At 31.5% G+C, this 24,265-nt stretch carries 16 protein-coding genes; 13 read left to right on the top strand and 3 right to left on the bottom strand.

What is annotated here, in order from left to right; all coding sequences use genetic code 11:
- Positions 1 to 80: 80 nt before the first annotated feature.
- Both ACKTTC_RS13605 and ACKTTC_RS13600 read right to left on the bottom strand, forming a co-directional pair.
- Positions 81 to 887: a TIGR00266 family protein gene (locus ACKTTC_RS13605; RefSeq protein WP_408040386.1), complete on the bottom strand. Its 807-nt coding sequence runs from the start codon at positions 885 to 887 to the stop codon at positions 81 to 83.
- Between the two features lie 47 nt (positions 888 to 934).
- Positions 935 to 1,390 carry a DUF4442 domain-containing protein gene (locus tag ACKTTC_RS13600; RefSeq protein WP_408040385.1) on the bottom strand — a complete coding sequence of 152 codons (456 nt, stop codon included), beginning with the start codon at positions 1,388 to 1,390 and terminating at the stop codon, positions 935 to 937.
- A gap of 166 nt (positions 1,391 to 1,556) precedes the next feature.
- Between ACKTTC_RS13600 and ACKTTC_RS13595 the strand changes: the two genes are divergently transcribed.
- The 13 genes from ACKTTC_RS13595 to ACKTTC_RS13535 all read left to right on the top strand — a co-directional run bounded on the left by ACKTTC_RS13595 (position 1,557) and on the right by ACKTTC_RS13535 (position 22,026).
- The gene (locus ACKTTC_RS13595; protein WP_408040384.1) at positions 1,557 to 1,991 is read left to right on the top strand and encodes a DUF4870 domain-containing protein; all 435 of its coding nucleotides are present in this window, start codon (positions 1,557 to 1,559) and stop codon (positions 1,989 to 1,991) included.
- 11 nt (positions 1,992 to 2,002) lie between these two features.
- Positions 2,003 to 2,347 (top strand): PadR family transcriptional regulator, encoded by a 345-nt coding sequence (locus ACKTTC_RS13590; RefSeq protein ID WP_408040383.1) that lies wholly within the window; start codon positions 2,003 to 2,005, stop codon positions 2,345 to 2,347.
- Positions 2,340 to 4,322: a PspC domain-containing protein gene (locus ACKTTC_RS13585; protein WP_408040382.1), complete on the top strand. Its 1,983-nt coding sequence runs from the start codon at positions 2,340 to 2,342 to the stop codon at positions 4,320 to 4,322. The genes ACKTTC_RS13590 and ACKTTC_RS13585 overlap by 8 nt, the downstream gene beginning before the upstream one ends.
- 28 nt (positions 4,323 to 4,350) lie before the next feature.
- Positions 4,351 to 4,881: a nuclear transport factor 2 family protein gene (locus ACKTTC_RS13580; protein WP_408040381.1), complete on the top strand. Its 531-nt coding sequence runs from the start codon at positions 4,351 to 4,353 to the stop codon at positions 4,879 to 4,881.
- Positions 4,882 to 5,000: 119 nt separating this feature from the next.
- On the top strand, positions 5,001 to 6,359 hold the full coding sequence (locus tag ACKTTC_RS13575; RefSeq protein WP_408040380.1) for a serine hydrolase domain-containing protein: 1,359 nt from the start codon (positions 5,001 to 5,003) through the stop codon (positions 6,357 to 6,359).
- 130 nt (positions 6,360 to 6,489) lie between these two features.
- Entirely contained in the window at positions 6,490 to 8,250 is a 1,761-nt protein-coding gene (locus ACKTTC_RS13570; protein WP_408040379.1) for an amidohydrolase, read from the top strand.
- Between the two features lie 16 nt (positions 8,251 to 8,266).
- A complete protein-coding gene (locus ACKTTC_RS13565) occupies positions 8,267 to 8,938 on the top strand; it encodes a M15 family metallopeptidase (RefSeq protein WP_408040378.1) in 672 nt (223 codons plus the stop codon).
- A gap of 61 nt (positions 8,939 to 8,999) precedes the next feature.
- Positions 9,000 to 9,671: a hypothetical protein gene (locus ACKTTC_RS13560; RefSeq protein WP_408040377.1), complete on the top strand. Its 672-nt coding sequence runs from the start codon at positions 9,000 to 9,002 to the stop codon at positions 9,669 to 9,671.
- Positions 9,672 to 9,786: 115 nt separating this feature from the next.
- A complete protein-coding gene (gene pdhA, locus ACKTTC_RS13555; RefSeq protein WP_408040376.1) occupies positions 9,787 to 10,776 on the top strand; it encodes a pyruvate dehydrogenase (acetyl-transferring) E1 component subunit alpha in 990 nt (329 codons plus the stop codon).
- A 24-nt stretch (positions 10,777 to 10,800) separates the two neighbouring features.
- Entirely contained in the window at positions 10,801 to 12,432 is a 1,632-nt protein-coding gene (locus tag ACKTTC_RS13550) for a pyruvate dehydrogenase complex dihydrolipoamide acetyltransferase (RefSeq protein WP_408040375.1), read from the top strand.
- 156 nt (positions 12,433 to 12,588) lie between these two features.
- The gene (locus ACKTTC_RS13545; RefSeq protein ID WP_408040374.1) at positions 12,589 to 19,818 is read left to right on the top strand and encodes a fibronectin type III domain-containing protein; all 7,230 of its coding nucleotides are present in this window, start codon (positions 12,589 to 12,591) and stop codon (positions 19,816 to 19,818) included.
- A 134-nt stretch (positions 19,819 to 19,952) separates the two neighbouring features.
- Positions 19,953 to 21,149 carry an Ig-like domain-containing protein gene (locus ACKTTC_RS13540; protein WP_408040373.1) on the top strand — a complete coding sequence of 399 codons (1,197 nt, stop codon included), beginning with the start codon at positions 19,953 to 19,955 and terminating at the stop codon, positions 21,147 to 21,149.
- A gap of 16 nt (positions 21,150 to 21,165) precedes the next feature.
- Positions 21,166 to 22,026 carry a hypothetical protein gene (locus tag ACKTTC_RS13535; RefSeq protein ID WP_408040372.1) on the top strand — a complete coding sequence of 287 codons (861 nt, stop codon included), beginning with the start codon at positions 21,166 to 21,168 and terminating at the stop codon, positions 22,024 to 22,026.
- A 79-nt stretch (positions 22,027 to 22,105) separates the two neighbouring features.
- On the opposite strand, the gene ACKTTC_RS13530 is transcribed toward ACKTTC_RS13535, so the two are convergent.
- Complete coding sequence (locus ACKTTC_RS13530) at positions 22,106 to 24,265, bottom strand: DUF5916 domain-containing protein (protein ID WP_408040371.1); 2,160 nt, start codon at positions 24,263 to 24,265, stop codon at positions 22,106 to 22,108.

Genomic DNA, 24,265 nt, shown 5'->3' with positions numbered 1-24,265 from the left:
CAACATAAAAAAAGCACTGTTTTCAACAGTGCTTTTTTTATGTTTATCAACTACTAATTAATAGTAGCTTTAAATATTTTTTATGAATTATCTCCATCAAGTAAATCTCCTAAACCACCTAAAATACTTCCTTCACCTTTACTTCCTCCATTTTGAGGAGCACTAGCTAATACTCGTCCTGCTAATCTACTAAAAGGCAACGATTGAATAAACACAGTACCAGGGCCAGTTAATTTTGCAAAGAACAATCCTTCACCTCCGAAAATACTATTTTTTATCCCTCCTATAAATTCAATATCGTAATCTACATCTTTAGTAAAACCTACAATACATCCAGTATCAACTTTTAATACTTCACCAGCTTTCAACTCTTTTTTTGCTAATGTTCCTCCAGCATGAATAAAACTCAATCCATCACCTTCTAACTTCTCCATAATAAAGCCTTCACCTCCAAACAAACCTCTACCTAATTTCTTTGAAAATTCTATACCAATAGAAACACCTTTAGCTGCACATAAAAAAGCATCTTTTTGACAGATAAACTTACCTCCATATTCAACCAAATCAATAGGAATTATTTTCCCTGGATATGGGGCAGCAAAAGAAACTTGCTTTTTTCCTTGTCCAATATTCGTAAAAACAGTCATAAATAAACTCTCACCAGTTAATACTCTTTTCCCTGCTGAGAAAATTTTTCCCAAGAATCCTTTTTCCTGATTAGAACCATCTCCAAATATGGTATCCATTTTTACTCCTGAATCCATCATCATAAATCCTCCACTTTCTGCTACTACTCCTTCTTCTGGATCTAATTCAATTTCTACATATTGCATTTCCTCGCCATAAATGCGATAATCTATTTCGTGTGCGTTTTGTTTAAGAAACATAATTTTTAAAAGTTTTTATTTTATTAGACTAAGTGATCTTCTTTTTGTTACGCTTTTACTTTCAAACTCCATTCAAATTGAAATTTTGAAACTGAAATTCCTTCTTCATTAATCCCTTCAGAAGTTAACATTAATGTTTCTCCTTCGCCTGTTTCTATTGCTTTTTGAATCGCAGCTTTAACCTCTTCTCCTTGCAAACATTCAAATCGAATTCTTCCAGTTGCTTTCTTTGTAAAAGTTGCGTCCATATTAGTAACAAGCATAGATATTTTTCTTTTTGACTTATAAATTGCTTGTAATACTAACATCCCAGTTGAAAACTCTGCCGCCATTCCTTGCACTGCCCAAAACATTGATTTAAATGGATTTTGATTTATCCATCTATGTTTAACATATACTGTAGATTTTTCTTCTGAAATAGATTTTACACGTATTCCTGTAAAATATGCAGATGGGAGTTTAAAAAGTAAATAAAAATTAATTTTTGAGGGTGTAAACTTCATAAATACTGTATTTACTGGCAATTTAAGCTTTTTATAATGGCTTTTAAAGAAAGTTTTCACTTTTAAAAATAGTTAAAAAATGTTAAATTTTAGTACTATGTATTGCATAATACCTTTTTTTAGACATATATTTGCAATGTCAAGTATTATACAAATCATTTTTACCATGAAAAATAATAGTGAAAACACCAATGCATTTCTAATACATATATCATCCTTTGCAGGTTATTTATTTCCATTAGGTAGTATTATAACCCCATTAATTTTATGGCAAACGCAAAAAGAAAGAAGTGCATTTTTAGACGATCATGGTAAGGAAGCTGTAAATTTTAATATTAGCTTTTCCTTATACATTTTTATTTTAAGTGCATCATTCTTCTCTTTCTTCTTTGGAGACATTTTTAGATCAATTGGAAGAGGAAACCACTTAGACTTTGGTAATAGCATATCTTTTAGCGGCGATTTATTTGGCATTTTTGGTATTGCTTCTCTAGTAAGCATTGTTACCTTAATTAAAATAGCGCTAATAATTATCGCAGCTATGAAAGCAAACAACGGAGAAGTTTATAAATATCCGTTTACAATAAAATTCATTAAATAATACCACCCTCAATGAAGATAGAAAATACAAAAGCGCAGATGCGAAAAGGGGTTTTAGAATATTGCATTCTTTCTATACTACAAAAAGGAGATGCTTACACTTCTGAAATTCTAGAAACACTAAAAAGCGCTCAAATGATTGTGGTTGAAGGTACAATTTACCCTTTATTAACTCGATTAAAAAATGCAGGTTTATTATCGTATAGATGGGAAGAATCTACCTCTGGACCACCACGCAAGTACTATGTGTTAACCGAAAACGGAAACATGTTTTTAAAAGAACTGGATAAAACCTGGAATAATTTAGTAAACGCAGTAAATCAAGTAACAAGCACAAAATCAACATCAAATGAATAAGACAATAAACATAAATTTGGGCGGTTTTTTCTTCCATATAGACGAAAATGCTTATCAAAAATTAAAAAGGTACTTAGATGCTATCGGTCGTTCATTAAGTGATGACCCACAAGGAAAAAATGAAATTATAGCAGATATAGAAGCACGTATTAGTGAATTATTATCTGAGAGAATTACTGACGCTCGCCAGGTAGTTAATGAAGGAGATATAGATGAAATCATAGCTATTATGGGGCAACCAGAAGATTATACAGAAAGTGAAGAAGCTTATACTGATAATACTTCTTACAGAAAAAGAAACACAACTAACAAAAAACTATTTAGAGATCGTGAAGATAAATTTTTAGGTGGTGTAGCTGCTGGTTTAGGACACTATACGAATATTGATGCTATTTGGATTCGTTTGATATTTATTGTTACTGCAGTTACTACTGGTTTCGGACTTTTAGTTTACATTATACTATGGGTTTTATTACCTGAAGCAAAGACTACAGCCGAAAAACTTCAGATGGAAGGAGAGGATGTAAATATTGGAAACATTGAAAAAAAAATTCGTGACGAGTTTGAATTCTTCTCCACGAAGCTAAAAGATGGTGCCAGCGAAATTTCTGATAAGATTTCTAGTGCCGATTATGACAAATTACGTAACCAAACTAAATCAGGATTTCAGGATTTTTTGGATACTTTAGGTAAAATACTTTCTGCCTTATTTAAGGTGTTTGGCAAATTTATGGGTGTTTTACTGGTATTCATTGCAGGAGTAACATTAGTTGCTTTAATATTAGCTATTTTCTCTGTAAGTAGTCTTGAAATCCTTGGTTTTGATAGAGATACTGTTCACTATCCTCCATTCTTTTACGATTCATTTTTCCCAGAATGGCTGTTAACAATTCTTGGTTTATTAGTTGTTGCTATTCCTTTCTTAGTATTATTAATTTTAGGTTTACGCATTCTATCTCCTAATATTAAAAGATTAAACGCAACAACTTCGTTATCCTTATTTGGTGTTTGGTTAGTTGCTTTATTGTTTGTTGGATTTTCAGGAATTGAATTTGCAACTTCTAAAGCTCAAGATGGCATAAAGGTTAGTAAAAAGTCTATATTATTTAATCCAGAAGAGCCTTTACGAATTGGCGTTCATAATGATGAAAACATCTACTATCAACATAATTTACGTAGAAGAGACAATGCTATTGAAGTTGATGTAAATGATACAAGAATGAAATATTCTAATGATGTTAGAATAGATGTAGACAAAAGTGAAACTGGAGAAGCTTATTTAGAAATAAAGAAAGAGTCTGAAGGAAGAAAAAGAAAAGAAGCGATTAATAACGCTGAAAGTATTCGATATAAATTTAACGTAACTGACAATAAAATTATGTTCGATGCTTTCTTCTTAAGTGAATTCAAAAATTTATGGAAAGATGAAGAAGTATATGTAACTGTTTTTATTCCTGAAGGAACTTCTATTTTCTTTGAAAACTCTTCGAGAAAGTTTTTATACGATGTAGATAACGTTCAGAATATTTATGATAGAAATATGGGCAATCATCTTTTTAAAATGACTTCTAAAGGTTTAGAGTGCTTAGATTGTGAAGAGGAAAAAGAAGAAGAGGAAATTGAAATCAAAGAAGAGATTGAAATTGAAGATGATAATGATAGCGATGTTTCATTTTTATTCGACAGTACAATTAACAATGCAAAGGCAGAATTCATTATTTCTAAACAAACAACTAAAAATGAATTAAAGAAATTAGTTCGTTGGTTTAAAAATAGAAGAAACATAGATATTAAAATTGTAAACCCTAGGTATGACATTGATGATAAAATTGAAAAGGTTTTATTAATCATTGATACAAACGATGGTTACAAAGGGGAGTTACGTATATCTAATAATACTTTAGAAACAATACCTAAAGGATTTACAAGAATATATGATGAAGACGAAGATACTTTAGCTTTTAAAATTTGGTAGTAAAGAATAATTGTAAAACTGAAAAACTATGAAACAACTATTCGACTTCTTTTTTAAAGGAAACTTTTTCTGGAAAATAGTCTTATTATTATGGTCTTTATTCACGTCTCTGTTTTCTTTTGCACAAGTACCACAAAATTCAGTTCTTTATAAAACATTACAATCTAAAGACAGTATTATTTTCGAAAGAACTTTCAATCGTTGCGAATTAGAAAAATTAAATGATATTATTGACAATGATTTTGAATTTTATCATGATATTGCTGGTATAGAAAATAGAACACAGTTTATGAAATCTGTAAGAGATAATATTTGCAGTAATCCAAATAAAAAACCTATCCGTAAACTTGTTCAAAATAGCTTAAAAGTATTTCCGCTAAAAAATGGAAACAATTTATACGGAGCCATACAACAAGGAGAGCACAAGTTTTATATAAAAACAAAAGATAAAACTACTCCAACAGGTTCTGCATTATTTACCCATCTTTGGATTTTAAAAAATAATAAATGGAAGTTAAAACGTGTATTAAGTTACAATCATCTTCCTATACAAAATTAGTTTACTAGTTAGCTAACTCTTAGACTAATACTTGGTTTACTTGGCCAAAGCTCTATGAGCTTTGGCTTTTTTTAAAAGTATCCTCACACTTTCCTTAACCTATAACTCACTCTTACATTATGAAAAAACATGCTATTTACACAATGAGCATTGTATGTTTATTATATTCATGTAATAACAACGTAACAAAAACAAAACAACAGAAAATAACAGAAATTTCAACTGCTACTCTCCCATCATTCAAAAATAAAATAGATAGTTTGTTTACTTCTTTAGAACAAAAGAATGAATTCATGGGAAGCATAAGTATTTCTCAAAACGATAAAGTCATTTATCAAAACACCATAGGTTTTGAAGATATAGCAACCTCAGAAAAAGCAAGTAATGCAACTTATTATAAAATCGGTTCAATTTCTAAAACTTACACAGCTGCATTAATATTAAAAGCCATAGAAGAACAAAAAATAACATTAGATCAATCAATAGATTTATTTTTTCCAAACATTAAAGAAGCTAAGAATATTACTATAAAAAATTTACTAAATCATTCTAGTGGTATTCCTAGTTACACCAAATACAGTAATTTTTTATCCTATCACACGCAGCCTAAAACAAAAGAAGAATTACTTACTCTTATCACTCAAGTACAAGATAAGCATTACACAAATCCAAAAGCTGAGTATAGTAATTCAAATTATGTTTTACTGACATTTATTTTAGAAAAGATCTACCAGTCCGATTTTAAAACTATATTATCTGAAAAAATTACAGCACCATTACAACTTAACAACACATATTATCTACAAAATAATTCGCCAGACATTGTTCAATCTTATACATACAATAATAACTCTTGGAAAGAACTTCCAATTACAGATTTAACCAATGCACTTGGAGCTGGAGGAATCATAGCTACTTCTACTGATGTTAACAATTTTCTAAATGCATTATTCAATCAAAAAATAATAAATCAAAATAGTTTAGGCCAAATGCAGCAAATAGAACAGGGTTTTGGTCTTGGTTTGGTTAAACTTACTTTAAGCAGTCGCTCTAGTTATGGGCATCATGGTGATATTGATGGGTATAGTGCCTCTGCATTCTATTTTCCAGAAGAAAAATTAGCTATAACAATTACTTCTAATGCTTCAAACAACAATATAGACACTATTTTAAACAAAGTTCTTAAATTATACTTTAACGACCCTATACTCTCAATTTCTACAAAAGAGCTTAAGAAATTTACAGGTACTTATTACAATCCGAAAGACTCTACTGAAGAATCCGTTTTTATCACAGAAAATGACAAATTAGTTCATGTTATTCAAAATGAATTTAAAAGGGTTTTAATCTATAAAGGAAATAGAACATTCTTGCTTGAACAAGCTTATGCAGAAGCTATGTACTTTACCTTCTCTGAAGACGGCAAGAGTTTAAGTATAAAACAAGGTAATTATAATGGTACAGCTATTAAGAAATAATGACGAATTAGGAACATTCAAAAAGTTATTATCTATTAAATATATATAACAAGTTAAACTGATTTATTCTATTAACTTTACAACCTAACCTCTTAAATCATTTTTAAGAGGTTTGTTCAATAAATTTAGTATGAAAAAAATTAAGTTCTTTATATTTATAATTCTTACTCTTAGTATTACATACTATTTAATTCCTACAGATTTTGAAAAAACTCCACCAATAGTATACTATAATGCTAATATTATAACATTAGATAGCGCAAACAATACATTTAACACAATGTATGTTGCTAATGGTAAAATTATTGAAATTGGAAATAAAGACGATGTATTCTCTAGAGTTCCAAAACATGTTGAAAAAATAAATCTAGATGGAAAGACAATTCTTCCTGGATTTATAGATCCACATACTCATTTTGCTTTATCAATGTTTTTATATGATTTCTATGATTTATCTGGTTTTAAACATAAAAACAATAATGAAGTATGGAGTTACTTTAAAAAAGTAGTCCATAAAACACCCAAAAACGAATGGATTATTTGCAAAGGAATAGATCCTGCTTTAATTGAAAATTTAAAAGTTCCTAACATAAAAATATTAGATAGTATTGCTCCAAATAATCCTGTAGTTATGTTTAGTCAAAGTCTACATAGTTATTGGGCAAATTCTAAAGCTTTTGAAAAAGCTGGTATTACTAAAGATACTCCTAATCCATCTGAACATAGCTATTATCAAAAAGATTCACTTAATAATCTAACAGGACTTATTGCTGAACAAGAAGCCTTTAAACCTTTCATTGAACTTATTAAAAAAGAAGTTTTAACCTCAACGGCACTAACCAATGCCTCCACCAAAGTAATGAAGGAATACTTAAAAAATGGAAACACTACTATTGTTTCTACAGGGTTAACAATAAATGATAAAAAACCACTTCTTTTATTACAACATCTATCAGATAAATCAACCACATTTTTAAGTTCATTATTAGAAAAGTTAAATTTCTTACCAGAAAGAACACAAATGCCACGTCATTTTATCTATATGAGAAATGATATGCCACATTTAATTCCAGAAACAAAAACCGTTAACAATGATTTTTATAATACAATAGGTGTAAAACTTTGGTATGATGGTTCCCCTTATATTGGCTCAATGTATTTAGAAGAACCATATCTAGAGAATACTTTTACGAATAATACATTACATATTCCTGAAAGAACCAAAGGAAAAGCATTAATAGAAAAACAAAAATTAAAAGAGCTTATAAAAGAACATCATAATAAAGGATGGCAACTTGCCATTCATACACAAGGAGATCAAGCTATAAAAGATGTCGTCGACACATTCTATGAATTAAAAAATGATTTAGACTTTTCTTCTTCTAGACATCGTTTAGAACATTGCCTACTTCTTCCTGATACTACATTAAATAAAGTTAAAGAATTAAATATTACTCCAAGTTTTCATATAAACCACCTATACTATTATGGTGATGTTTTAGATACTAAAATTTTAGGTTCAGAAAGAACTCAAAAAATACTCCCTGTAAATACTGCTATTAAAAAAGGAGTTATATCCTCATTACATGCAGATCAACCTATGTTTGAAAGCAATCCTTTTAAATTAATCGCAACAGCTATAAAAAGAGAAACTAAAACAGGAAAAGTTATTGGTATTAAAGAAAAGATTGATATTATTACAGCTTTAAAAGCACTTACTATTAATGCTGCTTATCAAATTAATATGGAAGATAAAATTGGCTCCTTAGAAAAAGGGAAATATGCCGATTTCATTATTCTTGATAAAAACCCTTTACAGGTATCTACAGATAAACTAGATAAAATTAAATGTACAGCTACATACGTTAATGGTAACAAAGTAGTTTTTTAAAGTAACAATATTGATTATGCTAAAACACTTATTCTTAATACTATTTTTTTTCGCTACTTTTTTTGTAGTAGCACAAAAGCTACCTAAAGGCTTTTCTTATGTAAAAGATATAGCTCCCACAATTCAAAAAGAATTACGTTACTGTTCTCACAATAATTTTTTAGGAGTACCAGTAGATGGATATGAAGAACCTGTGTTAATTACTTCTACCAAAACAGCTAGAGCTTTAAAAAAAGTACAAGATCAATTGCTAAAAAGAGGATTCAGTCTTAAAGTTTTTGATGCATACAGACCACAAACTGCCGTAAACCATTTTGTACGATGGGCAAGAATTCCTAATGATACACTTACAAAAAAAGACTACTACCCTGCTCTAAACAAACGCAATCTTTTTAAACTAGGATATATTGCTACAAGATCGGGACACTCTAGAGGTAGTTCTGTTGACTTAACTATTGTAAATTTAAAAACAGGTAGAGAATTAGACATGGGAAGTCCGTATGATTTCTTTGGAAAAATTTCTCACGCGTTGTATCCTAACTTAACCAAGTTACAAAAGCGAAACAGAATGTTACTTAGAAAAACAATGTTAGCTAATGGTTTTAGACCGTATAAAAATGAATGGTGGCATTTTACATTAAATAATGAACCATTTCCAAAAACATATTTCGATTTCCCTATTAAGTAAGAATTAACACTTCTTTCCGACTTTTAATAGCAAACGGCATTATCTTTGTGATAATTAGATTATGGTACAACAAAATTTTAAAATCTTAATAACGTTACTTTTTGCAAGTACATTTATAGGCTTTTCTCAAGTTGATAACTCTACTGGAGGAAGTGTTAAAGGAAGTTCTATTGGTGTAATTAAAGCTCCTGCTAGAGAAGTTAAAAAACCAAAAACATTGAATTTCAGGAATGACAATGGCTTTAAAACAGCTAATAATGAACTCAAGCAAAAGCAAAAAGAACAAAAAGCAGAAGAAGATTTAAAAAAGAAAGGTATACTAACAAAAGCTAAAATAGCAGAAGAACGCTACCTAAAAAACTTCCAAAAAATAAATGGTATGTATAATTATCCTGTCATAGATCAGGATTTGGGAAGTATTAGTACCAACTCAGAAAGTGTTAATATTATATGTAGAGATTTCCAATATCCAGATGGAGATCGTGTTACTATTTATGTAAATGATATTCCTGTTGTTACCAATATAACATTGAGAAGTCGCTACCAATCTTTCAATATTCCATTAGAAGAAGGCGTTAATAAAATTAAAATTGTTGCATTAAACCAAGGTACCTCTGGGCCTAATACTGCAGCATTTAAAGTATATAACGACACAGGAATGCTCCTTTCTAAAAATGAATGGAACCTAGCTACCGGAGCAAAAGCAACACTTGTTGTAGCCAAAAACAAGTAGTCTTACGAAAACGTTTACGATAATTCATTGTTAACCCATTTTTTATTCTGTAAAAAACCGTTATTTTTGTTCTTGCATTTTTAATAAGCAACTAGAAACAAACAACAGACGCAGAATGAAAAAAATCACTAAAGAAACCTACATTGATTGGTATAGAGATATGCTTTTTTGGAGAAAGTTTGAAGACAAACTTGCAGCGGTATATATACAACAAAAAGTAAGAGGTTTTTTACACTTATACAATGGTCAGGAAGCTGTTTTAGCAGGATCTTTACATGCTATGGATCTTACAAAAGACAAAATGATTACTGCATATCGTAACCACGTACAGCCTATTGGTATGGGAGTAGATCCTAAAAGAGTAATGGCTGAATTATATGGTAAAGCAACAGGAACTTCGCAAGGATTAGGTGGTTCTATGCACATTTTTTCAAAAGAACACAGATTTTATGGAGGACACGGGATTGTTGGAGGACAAATTCCTTTAGGAGCTGGTATTGCTTTTGGTGATAAATACCATAATAGTGATGCAGTAACACTTTGTTATTTTGGAGATGGTGCTGCTCGTCAAGGTTCTTTACATGAAACTTTTAACATGGCAATGAACTGGAAATTACCTGTAATTTTTATTTGTGAAAATAATGGTTATGCAATGGGAACTTCAGTAGAAAGAACTGCTAATCACGAAGATATTTGGAAATTAGGTTTAGGATATGAAATGCCATCTGGGCCAGTAGACGGAATGAATCCTATTAAAGTTGCTGAGGCTGTAGATGAAGCTATTCAACGTGCTCGTAGAGGAGACGGACCTACTTTCTTAGAGATGAAAACATACCGATACAGAGGACACTCTATGTCGGATGCACAACATTATCGTACGAAAGATGAAGTGGAAGAGTATCGTAAAATAGATCCTATTACTCAAGTATTAGATATTATCAAGGAAAAGAAATATGCTACTGACGAGGAAATAGAAACTATTAATAAAGAAGTAAAAGATTTAGTAAAAGAATGTGAGAAGTTTGCTGAAGAATCTCCATTCCCAGAATTAAGTGTTTTACACGATGTAGTTTACGAACAAGAAGATTACCCTTTCATTAAATAAAGAACCAACAAAAACTAAGTACATATGGCAACAGTAATTAATATGCCGCGCTTAAGCGATACAATGGAAGAAGGAGTAGTAGCTTCTTGGTTAAAAAAAGTTGGCGATAAAATTGAAGAAGGAGATATTTTAGCTGAAATTGAAACAGATAAAGCTACTATGGAATTTGAATCGTTCCATGAAGGAGTTTTATTACATATAGGTGTTCAAGAAGGCGAAACAGCTCCTGTAGATACATTATTAGCTATTATTGGAGAAGAAGGAGAAGATTTTTCTGGTTTATTAAATGGCGAAAGTACTGCTCCTGCTGAAGAGCCAAAAGCAGAAAAAACAGAAGAAGCTTCACTTCCTAATAAAGCTACTTCAACAGCAATTCCTGAAGGAGTTGAAATCGTAAAAATGCCACGTTTAAGTGATACTATGGAAGAAGGAACTGTAGCATCATGGTTAAAAAATGTAGGAGATAAAGTTGAAGAAGGAGATATTTTAGCCGAAATTGAAACTGATAAAGCTACTATGGAGTTTGAATCTTTTTACGAAGGGACATTACTTCATATAGGTATAGAAGAAGGAAACTCTGCTCCTGTTGATAGTTTATTAGCTATTATTGGTAAACAAGGAACAGATGTTGCGGCAGTAATTGAAGCTCATAAAAGTGGAAACCTTACTACAGCAACTCCCAGTGAAGCGAAAAAAGAAGAAAAAATCACTACTGAAGCTCCTGCAGCAGCTACTACAGAAACTGTAGCTACAACAAACACTAGTGGTGGTAGAATTTTTGCTTCTCCTTTAGCTAAAAAAATAGCCAAAGACAAAGGAATCAATTTAACTGATGTAAAAGGTTCTGGTGAAAATGGTAGAATTGTGAAAAAGGATGTAGAAAACTACACTCCTACTGCAAAAGTTGAAGCTCCTGTAGCTAGTACTAGTGCAACTCCTACAACAGCAGTAACTAGTTTTGCTATCGCTGGAGAAGAAAATACTCAGGAAGTTAAAAACTCTCAAATGCGTAAAGCTATTGCTAGAAGCTTAGGTAACTCTAAATTCTCTGCACCTCACTTCTACTTAAATATAGAAGTGGATATGGAAAATGCAATCGCTTCTCGTAAAACTATCAATGCTATTCCTGACGTGAAAGTATCATTTAATGATATGGTTGTAAAAGCTTGTGCAATGGCTTTAAGAAAGCATCCACAGGTAAATACTACATGGACGGATAATGCTACACAGTATCATAGTCATATTCATGTTGGTGTAGCTGTAGCTGTAGATGAAGGATTAGTAGTACCAGTTGTAAAACATACCGATGCATTAACGCTAACTCAAATTGGAGCATCTGTAAAAGATTTAGCTGGTAAGGCAAGAAGTAAAAAAATTAAACCGAATGAAATGCAAGGAAGTACATTTACTGTATCTAACCTTGGAATGTTTGGTATCGAAAGCTTTACTTCTATTATCAACCAACCTAACTCTGCAATTTTATCTGTAGGTGCTATTGTTGAAAAACCAGTAGTTAAAAACGGACAAATTGTAGTTGGTAATACAATGAAATTAACGTTAGCTTGTGATCACAGAACTGTAGATGGTGCTGTAGGTGCACAATTCTTACAAACGTTAAAAACATATATAGAAAATCCTGTTACTATGTTAGTGTAAAAGGATTCTACATTATATTCAATATAAAAAACACTCTTTTATTTTAAAAGAGTGTTTTTTATTTACAGAATCAAATAAAAATGTACTTTTGCATCAGCTAGTTAAAACTAATTAGTTGGAACTAGTTTATAATAAAACCTAACTAAAAAATTGTATATGAAAAGAAAATTACTCTTCTTTACATTGGCTGTATGTTCTATTTTTAAAAACTTTGCACAGAATGTATGGGAACAAAATGTATCTTCAATTGTAAAAAAAACCAATACAGATGCACCAAAAACATTTCAATCTTTACATTTAAATGAGAACGAGTTTTTATCAATAGCTAGTAAAGCCCCTTCTAGAGAAGTAAACTCTTTTTCTTCTGTAACTATTTCTTTACCTACTGGTGAAAATACATTCGAAGAATTTAAAGTTTTTGAAGCTTCCAACTTTAATATCAGCTTAGCTAAAAAGTATCCTACTATTAAATCATACATTGCGAAAAGTACATCAAGTGATAAAACCGCAAGATTTTCTTATTCAAAGTCTAATGGCTTAAACGCATATATAACAACTGATCAAGGTACAGTAATTGTAAAACCGCAAAATATTAAAAGTAATTCATATTTAGTATACCTAAGAAGTAACCTAGAAGCCAGTAATGAGTTTGAGTGTAAAACCATAGAAACTGCGAAAAAAAGCTTTCATGATGATGCTGAATTACATCGCAATATAGGTGATGAATATTTACGAAAATATAAAGTTGCAATAGCAACGACAGGAGAGTATTCTAATTTCTTTTTAACTGGAAATGAAGCTGATGACTCAGAAAAAAAAGAAACCGTATTAGCTGCAATTAATACTTCTTTAACTAGAATAAATGCTATTTTTGAGCGTGATTTTGCTGTTACTATGGAGTTAATAGCAAATAATGATGAAATCATATTCTTAGATCCCGCAAACGACCCTTTTTCCTCTGGAGGTTTTAATGGGCAACTTCAAAACACATTAGATACTACCATTGGCTCTGACAACTACGATGTTGGTCATTTATTTGCACATGAAGATGCTGTTTATGGTAATGCTGGTTGTATTGCTTGTGTTTGTACTAATGGATCAAAAGGGAGTGCTTACACAGTACATCGATCACCAGATTCAGATCATTTTAATATGATTGTTGCTCACGAATTTGGCCATCAATTTGGAGGATACCATGTACAAAGTAGCTCTAATTGTAGAAGTTCTGCTGGTTTACAAGAAGTAGAACCTGGTAGTGGTAGTACTATTATGGGATATGCGGGGATTTGTTCTCCAAACGTACAAGAAAATCCCGATGATTATTTCAATTATGTAGATATTAGAGATATTATTCAATGGACAAGAAATGACAGTTCTTGTGCAGAACTAATAGCAACTGGTAATAACGACCCTACCGCAAATGCTGGTAATGATTATTCAATACCTAGATCTACAGCTTTTATATTAGAAGGAACAGGAAACGATCAAAATGATAACTCAAACTTATCTTATTGTTGGGAACAAAACGATCCTGAAAACCCCTTCTCTTCTAATACTCCACAACCAACATGGGCACAAGGCCCTTTATTTAGAAGTAAACAACCTGTTAATACTCCTGTAAGATACATGCCTCAATTAGAAGATGTTCTTGCTGGAAACCTAACTCCGACATGGGAAGTAATACCTTCTGTAAATAGAACAATGGACTTTGTTCTAACCGTACGAGACAATGCAGTATTAGGAGCTAAAACAGCTTCAGACGAAATGACGGTATCTGTAATTGAATCTGCTGGCCCTTTTATTGTTACCTCTCAGAATTCTCAAGAAACATGGAATGCTGGCAATAATGCTTCTGTCACTTGGGATGTAGCTAATACAGATCAATCTCCAATAAATGTAAATACTGTTACAATTTTACTTTCTGTAGATGGCGGATATACCTATCCACATATATTAGCACAGAACGTACCTAACAATGGTAATGCATCATTTATAGTTCCTAGTATTTCTAATACTACAGATACAGCTAGAATTATGGTTAAAGCCGATAATAATATTTTTTATGCGGTAAACAACACTAATTTTACGGTTCAAGTATCTGAATTTGCTTTATTATTTGACGAGACTGCTCTAGACATATGCCAACCAAATAATATTGTTTATCAATTTGATTATAAAACATTTTTAGGTTTTAACGAAACTACAAGTTTTAGTACTGAGAACTTACCTGACGGTTTAATAGCTACTTTCAACCCTACTACTGCCAGCACCAACAATACACCTGTTACACTTACTATTTCTGGTACTGCAGATATTAACATTGGAAATTATAACTTCAATGTAATAGGAACTTCTACTTCTGTAGAAAAGAGAAATAATATATCATTTCATATTTTTAACGGAACAGTTAACGCTCCTAGTTTAAATACTCCTGTGAATAATGATAGTGCTATTAGTCTTAATACACTACTTGAATGGGATATTGACGTAAATGCTCATTCATATAATATTGATGTAGCTACAGATAATAGTTTTACTAATAAAATTATTGATGATATAAATACAACTAATAATAGTTTCCCTATTGTATTACCTAATCGTGGTACTATATACTATTGGAGAGTAAAAGCAAATAATAATTGTGATTCTAGTAATTACTCAGAAACTTATACATTTACTACAATGTGTTATGATCCTGCCAATTTAGAAGTAGGTAATATTACACAAACATCTGCAGAAATTTCTTGGATAGACCCTCTTTACTCTGAATGGGAGATAGAAATTATTGAAAAAGGGACTACTCCAACTCAAAATGGTCTTAATATTAATACTAATAATTATACAGCTAATAATTTAAACTCAGGAACAGAGTATGAAGCATATGTTAGGGCCCTCTGTAATAATTCAAATACCAGCGCTTGGACTGGTCCTATTAGTTTTACAACACTACCTAATTATTGTAACGGTGACAGATTTTATGATTCTGGTGGTGCAAATGGCAACTATGATAATTACGAGAATTCTATAACTACAATAACTCCTCAGAATCCTAATGAAATAGTAATAGTTAACTTTATTAGTTTTGATTTAGAAAATTGCTGTGATCGTTTATCTATTTATGACGGGCCAGATATTAACTCTCCTTTAATTGGTAATTATGGTGGTAATATAAGTCCTGGTGAAATAATATCGACAAATGATTCTGGCTCATTAACTTTTAGATTCACATCTGATGGTTCAGTGACACGCTCTGGTTGGGAAGCTAATGTTCGTTGCTTTGAAATCACTTGTCCTGCACCTACAGATTTTCAGGTAAATAATATACTTGGAAATAGTGCTGAATTATCTTGGGCAAATGGTGGAAGTGAAACGCAATGGGAAATTGAATACGGTACTAATGGTTTTACATCTGGAAACGGAACCAAAGTTTTAGCTGATTCAAATCCATTTACTTTAACAGATTTAAATCCTCTAACACAATACCAAGTATATTTAAAAGCTACTTGTGGTACAAACTCAGGAGAAGATGATAGTTTTCCTGTTGGCCCTATCAGTTTTGAAACTCCATGCGGTACTGTTCTTGCTCCTTATACACATACTGTAGAAACTCAAAACACCAACTCCTTAATTTCTCAATGTTGGAGTGGAACTCCAGAAGTCCGTCAAAGCAGCTATTTTTGGGAGGCTCAATATTCTCGCTTATCTGAAACGGATACAGGCCCTTATAAAGCATATGAAGGAAGCAAATATTTCAGAGCAAATCCTTATTATAATGCCTCTAATGGTGGTATAGCAGAGCTTCTAATGCCTCCAATAGATATTTCTAACTTAAACAATCCTGTTCTACTATTTAATTCATTTTTACATGGTGAAAAAATAGGTAGTTTGCGTGTCGATGTATATAATGGAACTGAGTGGACTGAAATTTTAGCCATAGTAGGAGAACAACAAACCTCTTCCAAAGATTTATGGAGAGAACATTTAGTAGATTTAAGTGCATATTCTGATGTAATACAAATACGTTTTAGAGCAATTGCTGGAGGTAATAACTTAAACGAAGTAGATATTGATAATATTCAAGTTATTGAAATGCCATCTTGTCCTAATCCTACCAATATTAGTTTTAGTAATCTAACTGCTGAAACTGCTGATATCAGTTGGACAAGTTTAGGTTCTGAAACAAAATGGATTATAGAATATGGCAATAGTGGTTTTGATTTAGGAACAGGAACTAGTATTGAAGTAGACTCTAACCCTTTCACCTTAACAAACTTAACTCCTAATCAAAATACCGATGTATATGTTAAAGCTATATGCGGTACTAACCCTGGTGATGATGATAGTGCTTTTATTGGCCCTTTATCATTTAAAACTCCTTGTGGTGTTTTTGACGCTCCATACACTTATAATATAAATAGTCAAAACATTAACACAGCTATTGAAGACTGTTGGTCTACTTCTCCTGAAATTTACCAAGGAAATTATTATTGGCTTACCTCTAGGTCTAATAATTATGAAGGCAATACTGGTCCTTATGTTGCAAATTCTGGCAGTTATTACTTCAGAACAAGTGTAACATATTCAAGTAGTACTGACGAAGTTGCTGAATTAATTACTCCTCAAGTAAACATAGCAACCCTTACAAATCCAACATTAACATTCTACTCTTTTTTACATGGTGAAAATGTTGGTAGCTTACATGTTGATATATTTAATGGTACTGAATGGACTGAAGATATTTTTGTATTAAATGGAGAACAACAAACTTCTTCAAGAACGCCATGGAACTATCATGTTATTGATTTATCTGCTTATACAGACGTTGTACAAATTAAATTTAGAGCTATAGCCAATACCAATGGCTCTAACCTTAATGAAATAGATATTGATGACATTAGTTTTATTGAAAGACCTAATTGTTCAGAACCTTATAATCTTACCTATAATAATATTACAGCATCATCGGTTGATTTATCTTGGACTGCAAATGGAGATGAAACAAGTTGGGAAGTAGAGTATGGAAATAAAGGTTTTACGCTAGGTAACGGTACTATTGTACAAGTAAATTCTAACCCATTTACATTAGATGAATTAGCTTCTAATAATGAAATCGATATTTACATTAAATCTACTTGTTCTAATACCAATAGTAGTAATTATGTAGGACCTATTTCTTTAAAAACTGCTTGTGGCATTTATACAGCTCCATGGTCTTACGACGTAGAAAATCAAATTATTAATAATATTGTTGAGCAATGCTGGGAAGGAGATCCTATTGCTAATACTAGACCATATTATTGGAGAACAAGAAACGGAAATTCACCAGGAGCCCAGTCAGGCCCGTCTGTAGCACATAGTGGAAGTTTATATTTTGCTACTTATACTGCTACAAGTAATGCTGTTGAAGCCTCTTTGGTTTCTCCAATTATTGATATTTCTACTTTAGTAGCACCTGCTTTGACATTCTATACCTTTATGCATGGTGAAAATATTGGTAGTTTGTATGTAGATATTTTCTCTAATGGAAGTTGGACAAATAATGTATTCGCTTTAACTGGAGCACACCAAACTTCAGCCACTGATTCATGGGTAAAACAACTTATTAATTTAGATGGACATACAGGAGAAATACAAATTCGATTTAGAAGTGAAAATGGAGGTTATACCAATTCTGAAATTGATATTGACACTATAGAAATATCAGAAATGCCATCTTGCCCTTATCCAACAAATATTAATGCATCTAACATTACTAGTAATTCTGTAGACCTTGAATGGACTAGTACTGGCAACGAAAGTCAATGGATTATTGAGTATGGAATTGAAGGCTTCACACCTGGTACTGGTACACAAATAACTGTAACTTCAAATCCATTTAACTTAACCTCTTTAACAAGTAATACAGATTACGATCTATATGTATATGCTTCTTGTACTTCTGAAACAAGCAGTCCACAAGAACCCTATAAAATTAAAACTATTCCTGATTTTTGTGGAGGAGATCGTTTCTATGATTCTGGAGGAGCTACTGGTAACTACAGCAATCTCGAGAATAATATAACAGTAATTTCTCCTACAGATGGAACTGATTTTGTTATTGTTACTTTTGAAAGTTTTAACTTAGAAAGCTGTTGTGATGTACTAGAAGTTTATGATGGTTCTAATATAAATGCACCTTTAATAGGGAACTATAGAAATACTAGTCCTGGGCAGATAATACCTAGTAATAGCGAAGGAACATTAACTTTTAGATTTAGATCAGATGGCTCTGTTACATCTTCTGGGTGGGAAGCTAGTGTAACTTGCGCAACTCAATGTAATCAACCAACTAACATTAATACTACTATAAATTCCAATACATCTATAACTTCAAATTGGACTCCAGGTGCTAACGAGCAAGCATGGGAAATAGAATATGGTACCAATGGTTTCAATATTGGAGATGGAATAAGAGTAGCAGTTAATACTAATAGTTATGATTTCACAAATCTTCCTCAACCTCTTACCTACAATTATTACATTAGGTCTGTTTGTCAAAATGGTGTTAACTCATACTATAGCGAATGGAGTGGCCCATATACTTTTGCTGTATCTTGTAACGCTATAGATGCTCCATATCATGAAACTTTTTCTTCCAATACTACTCCTGTATGTTTTATAGAATCAGGTAGTGAAAATTGGTTGTTTAATACCAATGCAGACTATGAAGCTGCTAATGCAGGTGATCATACTGAAGGAGGAGGAACTAATTATGCTTGGATTGATGGGTCTCAACCAAGTGGTAGTAACCAAAGAAGTTCTTTAACTACCATTCCTGTAAATATTTCACAACTGACAAATCCATACGCTCAATTTAGTGTATTTAGCGTGAACAGTTACGCAGAAGCATATAATACTATAGAAGTGAATTTAATTGATACTACTGGTCAAAAATTCAATCTTCTTACTCTACAAGAAAACACAGATAATGGTTGGAAGACCTACACATATGATATTTCAAGTTTTCCTATAAATGGTAATAATATAAAGCTTGAGTTTATTATTACGGAAAACAGTCCTAATAATCCATATCATAATGATATTTTAATTGATGATATTAAAATCGATGATGAGAATGTATTAAGTACTGAAGATAATATCAACTTCACTAATCTTTTTAAATATTACCCTAACCCTGTTACTGATAATTTAACAATAATAAGTAATACTACTAGTGAAATAACTAAAGTAGAGATATACAACAACTTAGGTCAAAAACTAATTTCTAAAAAAATTAATAAAACAAATAAAACTAAGATAGACACTTCTAATTTACCTGTAGGAATCTATCTTGTTAGAGTATTTTCGAATTCGAAAAACAATATTTTTAGAATTGTAAAGCAATAGTTTCATTTCCCCGAAAAGTGACGACTATTTTTTCTTGAAAACTCGGAGTTAACTCCGAGTTTTTTTATTTTTTAAAAGATTCGTAATGTTTCTGATTTTCATCGACAAACTATTTATAGTTAAAAAATATTCCGATGAAATACTTACGAGCTTTATTACTTCTATGTGTATTAATATTCCAAAGTTGTATACAAGATGATATTATTGACGATAGAGTTGATGAAAGTTTATCCTTTAATAACCCCATAACAGAACTTACAATTAAAGATACACATCAGTATGTTATTAAATACACCAATAATGTAGGTGAAATTGTAACTCCAACAATAAACTGGTCTAGCTCTAATGATAATGTAATTTCTGTTTCTAATACAGGTTTATTAACTGCTTTAAGTATTGGAGAAGCAACGATTACTGCTACCGCTACCACTGAAGAAGCAACAGTAGTTAATGAAGTAACAATTGAAGTAAAACCTGCCGAGGAACAACTCGTAATTGATAATGTAATTCAAGAAATTATTATTAATAATACACATCAATACACTACTACCTATACTAATAGTTTAAATGAAGTTGAAGTACTCCCTGTTACTTGGACGAGTTCTGATAATGCTGTACTTTCTGTTTCTAATAATGGTTTAATTACTGGAGTTACTACTGGACAAGCAACTATAATGGCAACCGCTACTACTTCAACTGGAAAAACACTTACGTTTGAAGATGAAGTAACTGTAACTACAGTTGCTGAAAGGTTAACTATTAATAACCCTATTAATCAAATTAATATAACTGATACATACCAATATACTACTACCTATACAGATAATAGCGGACAAGTACAATCTCCTACTGTTACATGGTCTAGTTCTAACACCTCTATTCTTTCAATAAACACAAATGGCTTACTTACAGCTGTAGGTGAAGGAGAAGCTACTATTACAGCAACAGTAACAAATACTGCTGGTCAAACAATTACAGCAGAAAATACTATTACGGTAATAGGAAACAGTACAGAAAAAACAGGAACTATTAGAACCACTAGTAGTTATACTTTACGAGGTACTTTTACTTTAAGAGAAATTCCTGGTACTAATAATTTAGAATTGATCATTAATGATGATTATGCAGCTTCTTCTAGTTTACCAGGACTGTATCTATATCTAACAAATAATCCTAATACTATTAATAATGCTCTAGAAGTAAGTCCTGTATCTGTTTTCAATGGAAGTCATACTTATGTTATTGAAAACACAGATATTAATGATTTTTCATACCTTTTATATTGGTGTAAACCATTTTCCGTAAAAGTTGGGGATGCAGAAATTAACTAAACAAAGACATACACAGATGAAAAAAAATATAATTGTTCTATTAGTAATGATAACTGCAAGCTTTACAATGCATGCACAATGGAATAAAGGAAAAGGTAACGGATATTATAAACTATCTGCTTGGTATTTACAATCAGATCAACATTATACAGATACAGGAGCAATAGATCCTAATGTTACACGTACACAATTCAACACCAATATTTATGCTGAATATGGTATTAGTGATAAAATCGACATCATAGCTTATGTTCCTTTTTTCGCAAATACTTCTCAAAACAATCAAATTTCTGGTACAAACGGATCGGTTATTTTAGAAGGAGAATCTGTAAGTTCTTTTGGAGATGTAGATTTAGGGATTAACTACGGATTGTATAAAAAAGGGAATTGGGCTGCTTCTGTTAAATTATTATTAGGACTTCCTACAGGAAACGACAATGGTGGAAGTGATGGAAGTTTTCAAACAGGAGATGGAGAATTCAACCAATACTTATCTACTTATTTAGGATACAGCACTTCTTTAAACGGACTTCCTTTTTATGCGAAATCATATATTGGATATAACAATAGATCAGAAGGTTTTTCAGATGAATTTCGAACTGGTTTAGAAGCTGGGATTAATTTATTCAGTAATAAATTATGGATTATTGGTAGACTTAATGTATTAAAGTCTCTTAAGAACGGATCGTTAAATGCCATTACTAGCAACGGAAGTATTTTTGCCAATAACATAGAATTTAGCAGTTTAGGAATTGAAGCGGCTTACTATATTACAGAAACCTTAGGTGTTTCTGCTAGTTTTGATACTGCTGTAGACGGTAGAATTATTGCTGCAAATCCTTCCTTTTCTGGCGGTATATTCTTAGACATAAAATAACCCCCTTAATTTCCTTGACACATAAATAAAGGTCTAAAAAGCACTTTCAAAAGTATCTCTTTTTTAGACCTTTTATCTTTTAAAAATCAAACCGGTAGTTCATTTTTAATGCTATCCCCCAATCCTTTCTGTTAAAATCTTTATTAAAGTTATCTGTTACTACTAAGTATACGTAACTTAAGGGTTTGTATTCCCACTGTAAACGACTGTTAATATTAAAATTATTTTGCTGATTATTATATTGCACATAGGTAGTCCAATTCAAACGATTATTTAAAAATACTTCTCCTGTAAATCTTGCCAAATGAAAGGTTTCTTTCCCTAACTCTTTTAAATTGATTGCATTGATATCATAAGATAATTCTAAATTAGCAAAAGGTAATAACTGATAATTTACATAAGCTCCTCCTGTAATTTTTTCACCATTGTAAAACCTTCCTTTTTGTAAATTAAAACGATATCTTACTTGCTGATTGTTTGCTGAATTATACCCAACTTTTACATTCCAATTTTGATATTGCTGAGGCAATAATGCGTTTCCATTACCTAAAACATCAAATCCATACTGCAAATCTATAGTATCAAAGTTCAACACATAATACACAGCGGATAGATTCTTAAAAAACACTGCAGAATTTAAAAAATGGCTCATTTGGTTCTGCACACCTGATATATCAAAATATGTAGTGTTCCTATAATTTAAGTACCGTACATTATTTAATACTTTAGAAGTGTCGTAGAATTTTGTGTATTCAATAGCTCCAGTTGTTTGCAAGTATCCTTCTCTTATTAATACATTATTCAATGCATCAAACGTATATAATCTTGGGGTAAAACCAACTTCTGTTAAATAGTTCCCTTCTACTCTTTTAAAAGAAAAACTACCTCGAACTCCTCTATCATTATAATCAACACCTATATTGTAAAACTTATTTTTTTCAGAAATTCCGTCTGTAAAACTCATTCCAAAATTTGAGGTTCCAATCCATTTATTGTTTTTAGACCTAAAGTTTAAATTCCCTCCTACTACCCTATTATAATCATTTAAAAAGTTCAACGATTTTGTTTTCTGTTTATTCACTACAAAACCAGTAGCTGTAAATTGTTGCAACAATTGCTGTTCTGCTACTAATACCAAGAAATTTTGCGCTTGCATTGCTGTATTCTTTTCTGTCTGTGCATTTAATACTCCAATTCTTGTTTTTGGAGCTATATTTCCTGATAATTTTATACCAAACTGAATATCGCTATCTGCACCAATTCTTCTAGAATAAAAAGGGTTCACATCTCTAGGCCCTAAATTTGCAAACAAATCAGCATTTTCTAAAAAGAAATTACGACGTTCAGGAAAAAAGACAGAAAACCGACTAAGGTTTGTTACTTGCTGATCTACATCTATCTGAGAAAAATCTGGTAGTATTGTAGCATCTAATTTTAAAGATGAACTAACATTGTACTGTACATCTAAACTTGCATTTAAAGCCGTTTCCGTTGTATCATTAACCACGTCTTTTTGATAGTTTGCTACAACAGCTGGCGAAACAGCAAAACGAGAAATTCCCTTTTTAGGAATATTTTCCACCTCAAATGTTTTTGTAAACCGAAGATCGAACGTTGGGTAATTCCTGCTAATATCTGTAAAGATTGTCCAAGAATTGTTTTTAATATCTCTAACATAGAACTGCACTCCAAACTTCGCTTCTTTATTATCAAAATTTAGCGCCTTAAATGGAATTGCAATTTCATACAGTTTTTTTGTTCCTTCTACTGAAGTATTTGCTTTCCATACGGCATTCCAACTAAAATTTAAGCCAAAGCCAGACTCCCCTCTTTCTACCAAAGCATCTACTTGAGTTCCGTAGGTATTTACTGCAAATAAATTTCCACTCTGCTGCTGATGTTGTGTATCTAACACTAGCACGAATGCATCACTCAAACCAATAGACACATCTCTTTTTAGTGAACTCACCTGTTGTTTTTCGGTAGTATCATAATATACAGCTCCTATATATATAAAATTACCATCGTGAAATATTTTGACTTCAGTTTGATTTTCTGCCATTCCTTCATCACTAGGCAATAAATTATAAAAATTAGTATGCACTGGTACTTCACTCCAAACTGATTCGTTTAAAATCCCATCTACTGTTATACCTTCTTTTTTAAAAGGTATAACAGGGTTTTGTGAACAAACATTACAACTTATCCAAAACAATAGTATAACACTTATTCTTTTCAT

The organism is Tenacibaculum amylolyticum, assembly GCF_964511145.1.
GTDB classification, from domain to species: Bacteria; Bacteroidota; Bacteroidia; order Flavobacteriales; family Flavobacteriaceae; genus Polaribacter; species Polaribacter amylolyticum.
This window is presented reverse-complemented; position numbering and strand designations above follow the sequence as displayed.

Bases quoted from the DNA above. Each gene is read 5' to 3' on its own strand.
- ACKTTC_RS13605 (WP_408040386.1), bottom strand. From the start codon at position 887: ATGTTTCTTAAACAAAACGCACACGAAATAGATTATCGCATTTATGGC.
- ACKTTC_RS13600 (WP_408040385.1), bottom strand. From the start codon at position 1,390: ATGAAGTTTACACCCTCAAAAATTAATTTTTATTTACTTTTTAAACTC.
- ACKTTC_RS13595 (WP_408040384.1), top strand. From the start codon at position 1,557: ATGAAAAATAATAGTGAAAACACCAATGCATTTCTAATACATATATCA.
- ACKTTC_RS13590 (WP_408040383.1), top strand. From the start codon at position 2,003: ATGAAGATAGAAAATACAAAAGCGCAGATGCGAAAAGGGGTTTTAGAA.
- ACKTTC_RS13585 (WP_408040382.1), top strand. From the start codon at position 2,340: ATGAATAAGACAATAAACATAAATTTGGGCGGTTTTTTCTTCCATATA.
- ACKTTC_RS13580 (WP_408040381.1), top strand. From the start codon at position 4,351: ATGAAACAACTATTCGACTTCTTTTTTAAAGGAAACTTTTTCTGGAAA.
- ACKTTC_RS13575 (WP_408040380.1), top strand. From the start codon at position 5,001: ATGAAAAAACATGCTATTTACACAATGAGCATTGTATGTTTATTATAT.
- ACKTTC_RS13570 (WP_408040379.1), top strand. From the start codon at position 6,490: ATGAAAAAAATTAAGTTCTTTATATTTATAATTCTTACTCTTAGTATT.
- ACKTTC_RS13565 (WP_408040378.1), top strand. From the start codon at position 8,267: ATGCTAAAACACTTATTCTTAATACTATTTTTTTTCGCTACTTTTTTT.
- ACKTTC_RS13560 (WP_408040377.1), top strand. From the start codon at position 9,000: ATGGTACAACAAAATTTTAAAATCTTAATAACGTTACTTTTTGCAAGT.
- pdhA (WP_408040376.1), top strand. From the start codon at position 9,787: ATGAAAAAAATCACTAAAGAAACCTACATTGATTGGTATAGAGATATG.
- ACKTTC_RS13550 (WP_408040375.1), top strand. From the start codon at position 10,801: ATGGCAACAGTAATTAATATGCCGCGCTTAAGCGATACAATGGAAGAA.
- ACKTTC_RS13545 (WP_408040374.1), top strand. From the start codon at position 12,589: ATGAAAAGAAAATTACTCTTCTTTACATTGGCTGTATGTTCTATTTTT.
- ACKTTC_RS13540 (WP_408040373.1), top strand. From the start codon at position 19,953: ATGAAATACTTACGAGCTTTATTACTTCTATGTGTATTAATATTCCAA.
- ACKTTC_RS13535 (WP_408040372.1), top strand. From the start codon at position 21,166: ATGAAAAAAAATATAATTGTTCTATTAGTAATGATAACTGCAAGCTTT.
- ACKTTC_RS13530 (WP_408040371.1), bottom strand. From the start codon at position 24,265: ATGAAAAGAATAAGTGTTATACTATTGTTTTGGATAAGTTGTAATGTT.